The sequence below is a fragment of the Bacillus sp. V33-4 genome, assembly GCF_002860225.1.
Classification (GTDB): Bacteria; Bacillota; Bacilli; order Bacillales; family Cytobacillaceae; genus Bacillus_BJ; species Bacillus_BJ canaveralius.
The window spans coordinates 1-14,728 of the sequence record NZ_PGVC01000078.1 but is presented as its reverse complement, the minus strand read 5'-3'; the positions used below and the strand labels follow the sequence as shown (position 1 = coordinate 14,728).

Below are 14,728 nucleotides of genomic sequence, written 5' to 3'. Positions count from 1 at the left end.
CAGGCGAAATTTCAGGAAAGCGAGTACTTCAAGGAGAAATCAAAAGAGCGCTACAAGATAGAGTCAAAAAATAGTGAGTTGAAGCACAGACACGGGTACGATGTGGCCACATCCTCGGGTTTAATTGGCATGGAGTTGCAAGGTGCCATGGCCATATTCACCGTCAATTTAAAGAGAATCTTGAAGCAAATGAGTTAAAAATAGAGGAAAACCAGACTGAAAAACAAGAAAAAGCCGACTCTTTCTTCCAGAAATCTGGAGTAAGAGTCGGCTTTTCTTTAGAAGCTATCAAGAAGACCATAAAATCCGCAGATTTTCAGTGGCCTCCCGCCGAGCACTCTTTTTGCTTTACGAATAAACCATCATTTAATAAACAATTTTATTTTTTGAGTCCGTTCTTTATACTCGGGTATCGAAACGGAATGGTGGTTTCATATGTATTTATTGAGTTTTTTAATTTTTGTAAAGCAGATACCCGAAAAGCTAAGTCCTTCGTTTTGCCTGTTCGAAAAAAGGCTTCCTGCTTGTTAATCAACATAGAGTAACTTTCCATCTTATTCACCTTTTTATGTGATAATCAGATTTATGCTCCTCATAAAATTGTACCAAGGAGCAAGGGTATCTTTAAGGTCCGGGCACGCAATCCCTGAGCCTTGCAAATCTTCCCGAGCCGGGCTGCAATCATATTGCGCCATGCACGTAAAATAATCCAACGCTTCTTTCTTATCGCCTCAGTGACATTTCGCATTATTATCGTTAAAACAGGGGCATATTGGTCGATAATGGAAAGTATCAAGTCAAAACAAAGCAGTTGACGCCCATGTTTCCTTAGGTGTAAAATGTTTCCCATAGGAAACTTTCCTTTTGATACAGCATACATTTAATTTAGAAGAAGTCGTATTGAAGACATTTTTAGACTTTGATATTGAAGAACCGCAAAACAGCTTTATAAAAACGTGCTATTCCAGGACACCAAAGTTAGGGAGAGAAGAGATGATCGCTGAAAATATTTTATTTGCATTTGGCCTGACGTTAATGGCTGGCCTCGCCACAGGAATTGGAAGTGTTCTTGCATTTTTCACATCTACTACAAATACGAAATTTTTATCAGTGTCACTCGGTTTTTCAGCAGGGGTGATGATCTACGTATCCATGATCGAGATTTTTGTGAAAGCAAAGGATGCTCTCGTAGGGTCGCTAGGAGTTGAGTTGGGAAACTGGGTGACGGTTGCCGGTTTCTTTGGTGGAATTCTTTTAATTGCGTTGATTGACAAATTTATTCCCAAACAAGGAAACCCACACGAACTTAAGAAAGTCGAGGATATGACTAAACCAGAAAAGGCTGTAAACGGCGATCCACAGCTACTAAAAATGGGAACATTTACGGCCCTTGCCATAGCCATCCACAACTTCCCTGAAGGAATTGCTACCTTTACTTCAGCCTTACAAAATCCAGGACTTGGGATTGCGATTGCCGTCGCTATCGCGATTCATAATATTCCTGAAGGAATTGCTGTATCTGTCCCTGTTTACTTTGCAACGGGAGATAAGAAAAAAGCATTTAAGCTTTCATTCCTGTCTGGATTGTCAGAGCCAGTCGGAGCGATTGTTGCTTACTTCATTTTAATGCCCTTTCTGAACGATATCATGTTCGGGGTCATCTTCGCTGCTGTTGCTGGAATAATGGTTTTTATATCCGTTGACGAACTGTTGCCAGCCGCAAAAAAATACGATGAAGAACACTTATCCATCTATGGGCTGGTCGGCGGTATGGCCGTGATGGCAGTCAGCTTGCTGTTGTTTATTTAAAAATAATGAAAAAGCGTACATCCAAATTGGAAGTACGCTTTTTGCTTTTCATGACATAGCAACACCGCCTTCAAAATCATTCGCCAATATTAGTAGGAACTGTCGAGAACTTTTTGAGGTATCACATACTGATTCTCCTTGCATATTAGATTTTTGAAAGCTTTTTCATCTGCATATGTAAAGGGGTTCGAATAAAAGTAGTTCCTGTTTGTTTCCTAAAAGAAAAAGATCGCTTCAATTTAATTTTGACAAATTTTTTTGTCTTCTTATGTTAAATTGGTTAAAGATTCAGAAAAGTGTACAAGAAAGTCACCCTATAGGGCTTGCATTTCCACACCACCTACTTGTCTAAAAGGGAATAGACAAGCTGACCAATCCTCAAAATCAGTTTACTTTCTTACTCGTTCAGTCATAGCTATGTAAAAAATACATCTTACATATTGGTTAAACAAATGCTTGCATCATTTTACAGGTTGTATAATGATATGCAATTTTATCATCTGTAAAATAAAAATAAGATGCAGAATTTTCTGATAAAAATTTTAACTAAAAAGGAGGAATTAGATTTTATCGCGGGTTATGTCAATATTAGGGGGCGAAACGATGTCAGATATTGTGAAAATCGGGTTAATTCAAGCAACCCACGATGTAGATGGAAACGAACCGGTCGAGGTTCATAAGGAAAAAGCGATTGAAAAACACATCAAGCTGGTAAAAGAGGCTGCCAGCAATGGAGCACAAATCATTTGCTTGCAGGAGATTTTTTATGGACCGTATTTCTGCTCCGAGCAAAATACGAAATGGTATGATGCGGCCGAAGAAATCCCGAATGGACCAACGACCAGCTTATTCAGGGAGTTGGCCAGGGAACTCGCTGTCGTAATTATCCTGCCGATCTATGAGAGAGAAGGGATTGCTACTTACTATAACACAGCTGCCGTGATCGATGCAGATGGCTCTTATCTCGGAAAATATCGAAAGCAGCATATTCCCCATGTCGGGGTAGGAAATGATGGTTATGGGTTTTGGGAGAAGTTTTACTTTAAACCTGGAAACCTCGGCTATCCTGTATTCGATACTGCATTTGCAAAGGTTGGAGTATATATATGCTATGATCGACACTTCCCGGAGGGAGCGAGGTTACTTGGCTTAAATGGTGCTGAAATCGTCTTTAACCCTTCTGCTACGGTCGCAGGCCTATCCGAATATTTATGGAAGCTGGAGCAGCCGGCCCATGCGGTTGCAAACGGCTACTACTTGGGCGCAATTAACCGGGTTGGCTTTGAATCACCATGGAAAATGGGTGAATTTTATGGCCAATCCTATTTAGTCGACCCAAGAGGGAATTTTGTCGCTACCGCAAGCCGGGATAAGGATGAAGTGATCATCGGTGAGATGAATAAGAAAATCATTCGTGAAGTTCGTGACACATGGCAGTTTTATCGGGATCGCCGCCCTGAGACCTACGGAGAAATGTCAGCATTACTCCCTTAACAAAAGGGAATTTAACACCACTGGGGTCAGCCGACTGGCCCCTTGGAATGTATTCATTATTTGAAAGATTGAGAAAAGGAGGGCTTCTCATTGGCTACTGCAAAAAAGCAGCGTATTTCCTGGACCGATCTCAAACAGAATTTCCATGAAGTTGAACCAGGCCTGACCCGTCAAGAAGCGTTTGAAGAGTCGAATCGATGCCTTTATTGTTATGACGCTCCCTGCATTAAGGCGTGCCCGACCGGGATCGATATCCCAGCGTTTATTAAAAAAATCAGCTCCGGAAATTTACTGGGGTCTGCCAAGACGATCATGATTTCTAATCCAATTGGTGCAAGCTGTGCCCGGGTTTGTCCTACCGAAGAGCTTTGTGAAGGTGCTTGTGTACTAAATGATTCAACAAAGCCGATCATGATCGGTAACCTGCAGCGATATGCAACAGATTGGGCGATTCAAAATGAACAAACCCTTTTTCAACCAGGAAAACTAAACGGCAGAACAGTTGCCGTGATCGGATCGGGTCCTGCAGGATTATCTGCTGCCAGGGAGCTTGCCAGATTAGGCTATGAAGTTACGATTTTCGAAGCAGCAGAAATAGCCGGCGGATTAAATACGTTTGGCATCGTTTCCTTCCGTTTGCCACAGTCGATTTCATTCTGGGAAGTTGAACAAGTTCAAAAACTCAATGTAAAGATCAGAACAAATACGATGGTCGGAAGGGATGTTTCAGCGGAATATTTAACTGAAAATTTCGACTTTATCATCCTTGCTGCTGGAATGGCGAATGTCCCAAGCCTCAATATTGAAGGCGAAAACGCAGATGGGGTATTCGATGCAATCGAATTCGTAAAGGCAACGAAAAGCGGCCAATTATCAAAGGACTTGATCGGAAAGCGTGCAGTCGTGATTGGTGCTGGAAATACTGCCATCGACGCTGCCACATGTTCGGTCCGTCTTGGGGCTGACAATGTAAAAATCCTCTATCGTAGAACCGAAGAGGAGATGTCTGCTTATGATTTTGAGTATGAATTTGCCAAACAGGATGGCGTCGAGTTCCGCTGGTTAACCGCACCGAAACGAATCATCGCTGCTCAAAACGGGAAGGTAACCGGAATCGAGTGTATCAAAATGAAGCTTGGTGAGCCTGAGCGAGACGGACGCCGGAGCCCGGTACCGATTAGCGGCTCCGAACATGTGATTCCGGTTGATGCTGTTATTAAAGCGATCGGACAATCACGACATTTGCAGTTAATCGAATCGTTCCGCCTTCGCCATGAAAACGGCGTCGTCCAAGTCAACCAAGAAACCTTTCAAACGTCAAATCCTAAAATATTTGCTTGTGGTGACATCGTTTTTGGTAAAGGAAAAGGCGACGCCATGGTCGTAACTGCTGCCCAGCAAGGAAAAAAAGCAGCCTACTCCATTCACATGCTGCTTACTACGGCTTTTGAAACAGCTTAAGTAGCATATCAGCCAGTTATGAAAAGTTTCTCTCATTTATCGAAAATGCCTCATTTCTCAAAATAAATCATCCGAAACACGAATTAAAAAGAACACTTGGATTTCTTTTATTCCACAAAAAAGGGAGAGAAAGAGATGGCAGATTTAAGCATTAATCTCGCTGGAATTAGGTCACCCAATCCATTCTGGCTTGCCTCAGCCCCTCCAACCAATTCCGGCTATCAGGTACAAAGAGCCTTTGAAGCAGGCTGGGGAGGAGCAGTATGGAAAACATTGGGTGACCCGATATTAAATGTTACATCTCGATTCGCTGCTATCAGTTTTAATGGGCAAAAGGTAGCGGGGTTTAACAACATTGAACTAATTACGGATCGGCCGCTGGATGTCAATTTAAAAGAAATTTATGAGACTAAAAAGCGATTTCCCAATCATGCAGTTGTGGCATCGTTAATGGTTGAACCGAAGCAGGAAAAATGGCATGAAATTGTTAAGCGTGTTGAGGATGTCGGCGTTGATGGACTGGAATTAAACTTCGGTTGTCCACACGGGATGGCCGAGCGCGGGATGGGCTCTGCTTCCGGTCAAGTGCCGGAACTGGTTGAGAAGCAGACATATTGGGTTAAAGAAGCGGCTAAAACCCCGGTTATCGTGAAATTGACGCCGAATATCACGGACATCACAGCGACTGCAGAAGCCGCTGTCAACGGGGGAGCAGATGCAGTCAGTATGATCAACACGATCAATAGCCTGGCCGGTGTTGATATTGATTCATGGAATACAATACCGCATGTTGCCGGAAAAGGGGCTCATGGCGGATATTGCGGCCCTGCTGTTAAGCCAATTGCATTAAGCATGGTCGCGGAATGTGCCCGCAATCCAAGAATCAATGTCCCGATATCCGGAATTGGTGGAATCTCGAACTGGCAAAATGCCGTTGAATTTATGCTCATGGGTGCGACAGGGGTGCAAATTTGTACTGCGGCGATGCATCACGGGTTTCGGATTATTGAAGATATGGTGGAAGGACTTGATCACTACTTAAATGAGAAAGGAATTTCCTCTGTATCAGAACTGATTGGAAAAACCGTACCCAGATATTCGGACTGGGGAAATCTGGACCTTAATTACAATATCGTTGCCCAAATAAATACAGAGGTTTGCATCAATTGTAATAAGTGCCATATTGCCTGTGAAGATACATCGCATCAATGCATCGACATATTAGCGGATGCGAGTGGAAAAAGCTATTTAAAAGTACGGGAAGAAGATTGTGTCGGTTGTAACTTATGCTCGATCGTCTGTCCGGTTGACGGCGCGATTGACATGATCGAGGTTCCTCATGAACAACCGCCAATGAGTTGGAATGAGCGTCAGGCAGTCCTTAGTCTGGCTCAAAGTGTGAAGCAGTTGTAGAAAACTTGTCAGGGAGGAAATCGAATATGATAAAACTCATCAAAAACGGCATCATCGTGACAGCATCAGATACATTTCAGGCAGACATTTTAGTTGAGAATGGAAAAATATCGACAATCGGTTCAAGCTTATCCGCTCCTGGGGCTGAAATCATTGATGCGGCCGGCTGTTTCGTCTTTCCTGGCGGAATCGATCCGCACACCCACCTTGACATGCCATTTGGCGGTACGGTGACAAAAGACGATTTTGAAACAGGGACAATCGCGGCTGCCTTTGGCGGAACTACTACGATTATTGATTTTTGTTTGACGAATAAAGGGGAACCTCTAAAAAATTCGATTCAGACTTGGCATGCAAAGTCAAAACAGAAAGCAGTTATTGACTATGGTTTCCACCTCATGATTGGTGAAATTAATGAACATGTCCTGGGTGAGCTTCCGCAAGTGATAGAAGAAGAAGGAATCACATCATTTAAAGTGTTTATGGCTTATAAAAATGTTTTCCAGGCCGATGATGAAACATTATTCCGAACACTCCTGGCAGCTAAAGAACTCGGGGCCCTAGTGATGGTTCACGCTGAGAATGGTGACGTTATCGATTACTTAACAAAAAAAGCAATCGCAGAAGGAAACAGAGACCCAATCTATCATGCCTTAACACGCCCCCCTGTAGTGGAGGGAGAAGCAACAGGGCGCGCTGCCCAGCTGGCAGGACTCGCCAATTCACAGTTATATGTCGTTCACGTTTCATGTGCGGATGCGGTTGAAAGAATCGCCGAAGCCCGCAGTAAAGGCTTTGATATTTGGGGAGAAACTTGCCCGCAATATTTGGTCCTTGATCAAAGCTATTTAGAAAAGCCAAATTTTGAAGGTGCCAAATACGTTTGGTCACCGCCGTTAAGGGAGAAATGGAATCAGGACGTCCTCTGGAATGCGTTAAAAAATGGACAGCTGCAGACGCTCGGATCGGACCAGTGTTCATTCGACTTTAAAGGGCAAAAGGATTTAGGACGAAATGATTTTACAAAAATCCCGAATGGCGGCCCAACCATTGAAGACAGAATCTCGATCTTATTCTCTGAGGGCGTCAAGAAGGGACGCATTACTTTAAATCAGTTTGTTGATATTACATCCACTCGCGTCGCCAAGCTATTTGGGTTATTTCCGAAAAAAGGGACGATTGCCATTGGAACTGATGCTGATATCGTGATTTTCGATCCCAATGTGGTACGGACGATTTCTGCTGAAAGCCACCATATGGCCGTCGACTATAATGCATTTGAAGGCATGAAAGTTTACGGAGAGCCTGTTTCCGTGTTATCAAAAGGAGAATTCGTCATTCGCAACAAGCAATTTGTCGGTACGCCTGGATCCGGTCAATATTTGAAGAGGGCGAAATATTCACTGCACACTGCATTAGGGCAAACTGAAATGCAATCGATTTAACAAAATACCTTCATCAGAGTACTCCTGCCTTAATTTGTTGAAGACAAACATCCCGCTTTTATCTCCTGGTCGATATCCATCAACGCGATTCGGTTTATGAAATATGATCTGGATTTTCTGCAATTTCAACCGAAAAAAGGAGAGTTGGTATGAAAAAAAGCCACTTGAAATCACCGGATTTGTTTCCAATTCAGCAAAAAGACCGAAAAATCACTTCATTAGGTTTTTCTTTTATGTGGGTAGGGATGGTTGTCGTGCTGGCAACCTTTGCGATTGGCGGTTCTGGTGTTATGACATTGCCTTTACCGTTAGTGATCATTGCGACTGTTATTGGCTGCCTTGCGATCGGCTTATTTATTTCGTTAATCGCCGATATTGGGATTGAACACGGATTGTCATTTCCGGTTTATATGAGAGCACCATTTGGAACAATCGGCACACATATCCCTTCCGTCACACGCGGCATTACTGCTTCGATGTGGTTTGGCATTAACACGTACTTTGGAGCAACAGCGATGAATGGCATATTAGATATTTTAATTGGTTTTGACAACTGGTTTATTTGTTACCTCATTTTTGCGATTGTACAATTGGTCAATACGGCTCTCGGAATTAAATCCATTGAACGCTTTGCCGATTTAGCGGCACCGATCATCATCTTAATTTCGGTTTGGATGTACGTTTCATTATCAGATACTGCTGCTGGCCAGGGACGAAACATTTGGACTTGGGCAGAAAATCCTGCTACCGGCAGTGATGCGTTTACAGCTTTTTTAATCGTCATTTTCAGTAATATGGGCTTTTGGGCGACGCTTAGTGCAGATATTCCAAGCATTTCCCGTTTTATGAAAGCACCTGTCAATGAAAAGAACTGGTTTAAAAGGAATAAAGGGTCGTTAATCGGAAATCTCGTTGCTATGCCGTTAACACAGACCTTCATGATTATTATTGGTGCCATTTCATACATCGCGGTACTGAACTACGACCCAGTCGCGGCTCTTCAAGAGGCTGCTGGCGGTGTTATCCTTGCTATTTTATTGTTAATGATCGTCTTAGCCCAATGGTCGACCAATACGGCAGCGAATGTTGTGCCGGCTGCGACTATTTTCTCTAACGTTGGCGGACCCAAGTTTCCATTTTGGGCTGGGGTTATTACGGCGGGGATTGTCGGCTCAATCGTACAGCCATGGAATTTATTTGCGATCATTATTCCCTTTCTCTTATTCGTCGGCGGGATATTGTCAGCAATTGTTGGTATTCTATTTGCCGATTATTATCTGCTCCGTAAAAGAAGGGTAAATGTGCCGGAGTTATTTGAAAGCCAGGGGCAGTTTAAATATATGAGCGGTATAAACTTAGCCGGATTCATATCCTGGATCATTGGCGCCGCCGCTTCCTATTTTGTACCGAACTACGGGTTTTTGGCTGGATTTTTAGTTGGTGCCGTCCTCTACTATATACTTGCAAAATTCTGGTGGTTCAAAAAATATAAACAGGCCGAAATAGAAGATCCAAGCGATGAAAAATATTTAGGAATTTCGGTCGGGCGGGATTGGATGATCGAAGATGAGCAATTTGAGCCGGTTTTACACGAGATTCCGACAAATGTCACGCTGGATTAATCATTATTAAAAGATGAAAACACGGAGGGGGATTTAATGTCTGAGCATCGACAATTTCTCGATGAAAGAGACAAAATCGATTTTCTGATAGAAAAGGGATATCGGATCAACAGCGTACAAGAAAACTTGGACGGAGCTTTAGTCGATTTTATCCATCCAGATGGAAAAAAGCATGAAACCCTACTTATTGGAACAGCAAATGCGCGAAAGTACTTTTCAACTCTTCTCATTCATCAACATAGAACAGCGAATTAAAAAGGTAGCAGAGGCCGATCTGTAAATGAAATTATTTCAAAAAATTGTTTCAAAAAGGAGAGAAAGAATGTGGAATTCTTTTTGAAATCAAAGGACAATGCCTTCCCGTGCGAAGTGACAATCGATGAAGACAATGGACGCTACACGATCAGGAAATCAGACTCAAGCGGGGAAGTGTTCAATTCTGCATGGGAATTGGCAGCCTGGATTTTGAACAATTGGGGTTCAGACGATTTTACAGACAAAGAGCAATTTGAGTCGATGTTAAAGGAAATCCAAAGATATCTGCCGCTCATTCATTAACTATTGTAAGTAAAGGATTGGATTAGCTCTCCAATCCTTTTTATTGATAACGTTGAACGAAGATTCCGATTATGGGGGAGCTGCACGATGAAAGGACATTTTCAACTTAAGGTCGAGGATATTTTAAGTCGGAAACACTTCGAAAACACGATTGTAATAGCCGGAGAAGAAGGCATTCATCGAATTGTGAAATGGGTACATGTTGTCGAAGTGACGAATATTCGCAATCTCTTAAACGGAAATGAACTCATTTTATCAACCGGAGTAGCTTGGCAAGAGGATGAGAATTTGTTTATTTCCATGCTTAAGCAGCTTTTAGAAAACAATGCCGCCGCCTTATGCATCGAGCTCGGAACCTATATGACAGAAATACCTGGGGAAGTCATTGATATTGCCAACCAGCATCAATTTCCAATCATTATTTTTCAACAAGAGGTGCCCTTTGTTGAAATCACCCAAGATATCCATTCGGTTCTAATCAATCAACAATATCGGATGATCTCCGATTTGGAGAACTATTCGCAAAGCCTGAACAAACGGTTGCTTACAATCGAAACGTATGAGGATATTCTGCAAATTATATTTTCAGCTCTGGATGTCCAAATCATTTTTCGCCTGAAGGATCAGCAATACGAATTCGTTCCCAATATCAGCAGCCAGGAGCAAAGCTCTATTATTCACTGCCTTCAAGAAGCGGATCCATTGCCTACTGATCATTTCGCATATTCGCCCATTTATTTATTTGGACAGGAATACGCGGAACTATATATCTACTCAAAAGAACTTCCGATTAATGAATTCGATTTGTTAATTTTAGATCGAACTTCAACCGCTTTAGCCCAGCATTTATTAAGAGATTTGTTTGTGGAAGAGAAGAAGCGGGTGGAAGAGTTTGAGTGGCTGCATGGATGGCTTGCAGGTGAACATCCGAACGAGAGCATTACCGAATACTTGGTTGAGCACGGTATTAAAAATGCGGCCAATGATGCGGTAGTTTTAATTGCAAAGCTTACGGTCTTAAAGGAAAAGCCGAGTCAGGATATCACTTATTTAAAACTTCTGTTCCGCTCTGTTTTTGAACAGCATGGCTGTGCTGTATTTTCAGTCGAAAAAAGAAATGAAATCATTTTCATTCTATTGAATAACCGGACAAAAAGGAATTTAAAAGAACGAATCACAAACGCGATTAAGTCACTAGAAGATTCTGAGTTTATGAGAAAACAAAATTCGGGAAAAATTTTTATAGGCGCAGGCAAGTTTATTGATAACTTAAACGATCTGCATAAGAGCTATTATACAGCCAAAGAAACGCTCAACATCCAACATAAGCTGACGATGGGCAAGATTTATCATTTCTATGAAGATTTACATCTGTATCGTCTCATTGCCCTGATGAATAAACATATCGATTTACAAGAACTTGTCATGGAATACTTGCTGCCGGTTATTGAATATGATCAAAAGTATAATGGGAAACTTCTGGAAACCTTAACAGCGTACTTACAATGCAATGGGTCAAAGCAAGAAACATCGAAACAGCTTTTTATCGTGCGGCAAACCTTATACCATCGTCTTCAAAAAATTGAAAACCTTCTTGGAGAAGATTTTATGGACCATGAAAAACGGGTTGCAATCGAGTTTATGCTTCTTGTAAAAGATTATTTAACCCCTTCTCATACACAGCGGAGGATGGATCTGAATGATTCAAAATCCTTTTACCGATAAGTTGTCAAAGTGTGGAAGAAATTCTGTCATACTTTTTACAAAATGTCTAATGAATGCCTTTTGCTGGTTCGCGATAATCATATATAAGGATTATATTTTTGCTGACAAGAAGGGGGAACGTTTCGTTGATATAACGAAAATTCAATCACAAAGGAGGTCGAAACATGAATATCACTACAAATGATACAACGGTTCTCGAAAATTATATTAATGGTCAGTGGATACATTCAACTAGCCAGCAAGCACTTGAGGTGCCAAACCCAGCAACAAACGAGCTATTGGCAAAAGTTCCGCTTTCCACAAAAGAGGATGTAAATTTTGCCGTGTCCGCAGCAAAGAACGCGTTCGACTCATGGAAAAACGTGCCTGTGCCGAAAAGAGCAAGAATTCTATTTAAATATCATTATTTATTAACAGAAAACCACGAAGAACTGGCCAGGCTGATTGTCGGGGAGAATGGCAAGGCGTATAAGGAAGCACATGGAGAAGTGCAGCGCGGGATCGAGTGTGTCGAATTTGCTGCAGGTGCACCTACATTAATAATGGGAGAAACGATATCAGGTATTGCAGAGGACATGGATTCAGAAATGTTTCGCTATCCGCTCGGCGTCGTAGGTGGGATTACCCCGTTTAACTTTCCGATGATGGTACCGCTTTGGATGTTTCCGTTAGCGATTGCCTGCGGGAATACGTTTGTGTTGAAGCCTTCTGAACGAACACCGATCCTGGCCAACAAGCTTGCAGAGTTGTTTTCGGAAGCGGGAGCGCCTCCGGGTGTATTGAATGTTGTTCATGGAGCCCATGAAGTTGTCAATGGATTGCTTGATCATGAAGATGTTGCCGCGATCTCTTTTGTTGGTTCACAGCCGGTGGCCAAGTATGTATATGAACGGGCATCCGCAGAAGGAAAGCGGGTCCAGGCTCTTTCAGGAGCAAAGAATCATCATATCGTCATGCCGGATGCGAATATGGAAAAGGCTGTCCAGCATATCATCAGTTCTACTTTCGGAAGTGCCGGACAGCGGTGCATGGCTTGCAGCGCGGTTGTCGTAGTCGGCGATAATGGACCTTTTGTAGATATCTTAAAGAAAAAAGCAGATGAATTGATCATCGGGAACGGCATGGATGACGAGGTGTTATTAACTCCGGTGATCCGGAAGCAGCATCGCGATAAAGTTCTTGGCTATATCGAAAAGGGAATTACTGACGGAGCCGAACTTATCCGGGATGGACGGAGGGAAATGGCTGAGCATGCCAAGGGGAATTTCATAGGGCCGACTATTTTCGACCATGTCCGGCCGGAAATGACGATCGCAAAGGATGAAATTTTCGCACCAGTACTAAGCGTTCTTCGCGCCAGAGATCTGGATGAAGCACTCGACTTTATGAGAAAATCAAGATACGGAAACGGCGCAACTATTTATACAAATAACGCAAAAGCAATCCGGCAATTCCGTGAAGAAGCTGATGCAGGCATGCTTGGCATTAATGTCGGTGTTCCGGCAACGATGGCCTTCTTCCCATTCTCCGGCTGGAAGGATTCGTTCTATGGAGATCTCCATGTAAATGGTAAAGACGGATTAAACTTCTATACCCGCAAAAAAATGATCACCTCCCGATTTGATTTTTAGCAAAGGAGTGATAAAAATGGTTCAAACGAGTCATTCCCAGGACCAATTGTTGGAGCAGGATGAAAAATACATTTGGCATTCGATGAAGCCTTACAATCCAAAGGCGACGATTGTCGCGGCAAAAGCTGAAGGATCATGGATCACCGATGCAGAGGGAAAGCGTTATTTAGACGCGATGGCAGGCTTATGGTGTGTAAATGTTGGATATGGAAGAACGGAGCTTGCCGAAGCGGCTTATGAACAGTTGAAGGAAATGGCTTATTTTCCGCTGACAAACAGCCATGTTCCGGCTATTAAGCTGGCAGAAAAATTAAATGAGATTCTTGAAGATGAGTACGTCATTTTTTTCTCAAACAGCGGCTCTGAGGCAAACGAAACCGCGTTTAAAATCGCCCGGCAATATCATCAGCAAAGCGGGGAGCATAATCGCTATAAAATCATTTCCCGCTACCGCGGCTACCACGGCAATTCAATGGGAGCTTTAGCAGCAACAGGCCAGGCGCAAAGAAAATACAAATACGAGCCGCTATCCCCAGGCTTCATCCATGTATCGCCTCCGGATTCATACCGGGATGATTGCAACGTTTCTGACCCCCATGAACTGGCTTCAGTAAAAGAAATAGACCGGGTGATGACGTGGGAGTTGAGTGAAACAATTGCTGCGATGATTATGGAACCGATTATTACAGGAGGGGGAGTGCTTGTTCCACCAGAAGGTTATATGCAAGCCGCTAAACAGGTGTGCGAAAAACACGGGGCACTTCTGATTGTAGATGAAGTCATCTGCGGTTTTGGCCGCACCGGTAAACCGTTTGGCTTTATGAACTATGGCATAAAACCCGACATCATAACAATGGCAAAAGGAATTACGAGCGCTTATTTACCGCTTTCCGCAACAGCTGTAAGAAAAGAAATCTATGAAGCTTTCAAGAGCGCCGATGAATATGATTTTTTCCGGCACGTCAATACGTTCGGCGGAAATCCGGCCGCCTGTGCCCTGGCGATAAAAAATCTTGAGATTATGGAAGAGGAAAAATTGTTTGATCGCTCCCGGGATCTGGGGGAAAAGGTTTTGAATGAGTTAACCAATCTGCTGACAAACCACCCTTATGTGGGCGATGTCCGCGGCAAGGGGCTATTGATTGGAATTGAATTAGTGAAGAACAAAGACTCGAAGGAACCACTGGATAGCGCTCTAGTGAATGAAGTGATTGCTGATTGCAAAAAGTCCGGTTTATTAATCGGCAAAAATGGCACCACGGTTGCCGGATACAATAATGTATTAACACTATCTCCGCCATTAAATATCGAACAGAAAGATTTGGACTTTGTTGTCGACACGCTTACAGCAGCCCTTAACAAAATCAGCTAACCATATTGAATAGCAAATGCAAAACAGCCGGATTATCATTATGATACCGGCTGTTTTGCTTGGTTATGAAAACTAACTTTGGTCTACTATATTATAGCTCCGACCGAAACGTTTTTCCTAGCTGAGTTCCAAGACCGTTTGAGTCAAGCATTTGTTGGCGGAATTTATTTCCACCTAAAACGTGTAAGCGGATTCATG

General features: G+C 42.8%; 12 protein-coding genes. All 12 read left to right on the top strand.

Features of this window, described 5'->3' with window-relative positions; all coding sequences use genetic code 11:
- A partial coding sequence (locus tag CVD23_RS21105) for a transposase (RefSeq protein ID WP_180955751.1) occupies positions 1–198 on the top strand: 198 nt, incomplete at its 5' end.
- 795 nt (positions 199–993) lie between these two features.
- Positions 994–1,809 carry a zinc transporter ZupT gene (gene zupT / locus CVD23_RS21095; RefSeq protein WP_373270879.1) on the top strand — a complete coding sequence of 272 codons (816 nt, stop codon included), beginning with the start codon at positions 994–996 and terminating at the stop codon, positions 1,807–1,809.
- Positions 1,810–2,412: 603 nt separating this feature from the next.
- Entirely contained in the window at positions 2,413–3,303 is an 891-nt protein-coding gene (locus tag CVD23_RS21090) for a nitrilase-related carbon-nitrogen hydrolase (protein WP_101579257.1), read from the top strand.
- 90 nt (positions 3,304–3,393) lie between these two features.
- Complete coding sequence (locus tag CVD23_RS21085) at positions 3,394–4,764, top strand: NAD(P)-dependent oxidoreductase (protein ID WP_101579256.1); 1,371 nt, start codon at positions 3,394–3,396, stop codon at positions 4,762–4,764.
- Between the two features lie 135 nt (positions 4,765–4,899).
- Entirely contained in the window at positions 4,900–6,177 is a 1,278-nt protein-coding gene (preA, locus tag CVD23_RS21080) for an NAD-dependent dihydropyrimidine dehydrogenase subunit PreA (RefSeq protein WP_101579255.1), read from the top strand.
- Between the two features lie 26 nt (positions 6,178–6,203).
- Positions 6,204–7,622, top strand: a complete 1,419-nt coding sequence (gene hydA / locus CVD23_RS21075) for a dihydropyrimidinase (protein ID WP_101579254.1) — start codon at positions 6,204–6,206, stop codon at positions 7,620–7,622.
- Positions 7,623–7,771: 149 nt separating this feature from the next.
- Complete coding sequence (locus CVD23_RS21070; RefSeq protein WP_101579253.1) at positions 7,772–9,244, top strand: NCS1 family transporter; 1,473 nt, start codon at positions 7,772–7,774, stop codon at positions 9,242–9,244.
- A 36-nt stretch (positions 9,245–9,280) separates the two neighbouring features.
- A complete protein-coding gene (locus CVD23_RS21065; protein ID WP_101667070.1) occupies positions 9,281–9,499 on the top strand; it encodes a hypothetical protein in 219 nt (72 codons plus the stop codon).
- Positions 9,500–9,568: 69 nt separating this feature from the next.
- Positions 9,569–9,802, top strand: a complete 234-nt coding sequence (locus tag CVD23_RS21060; protein WP_101667069.1) for a hypothetical protein — start codon at positions 9,569–9,571, stop codon at positions 9,800–9,802.
- 87 nt (positions 9,803–9,889) lie between these two features.
- Positions 9,890–11,527: a PucR family transcriptional regulator gene (locus CVD23_RS21055; protein WP_101667068.1), complete on the top strand. Its 1,638-nt coding sequence runs from the start codon at positions 9,890–9,892 to the stop codon at positions 11,525–11,527.
- A 164-nt stretch (positions 11,528–11,691) separates the two neighbouring features.
- Positions 11,692–13,158: a CoA-acylating methylmalonate-semialdehyde dehydrogenase gene (locus tag CVD23_RS21045; RefSeq protein ID WP_101579248.1), complete on the top strand. Its 1,467-nt coding sequence runs from the start codon at positions 11,692–11,694 to the stop codon at positions 13,156–13,158.
- A 16-nt stretch (positions 13,159–13,174) separates the two neighbouring features.
- On the top strand, positions 13,175–14,530 hold the full coding sequence (locus CVD23_RS21040; protein ID WP_101579247.1) for an aspartate aminotransferase family protein: 1,356 nt from the start codon (positions 13,175–13,177) through the stop codon (positions 14,528–14,530).
- Positions 14,531–14,728: the final 198 nt, after the last annotated feature.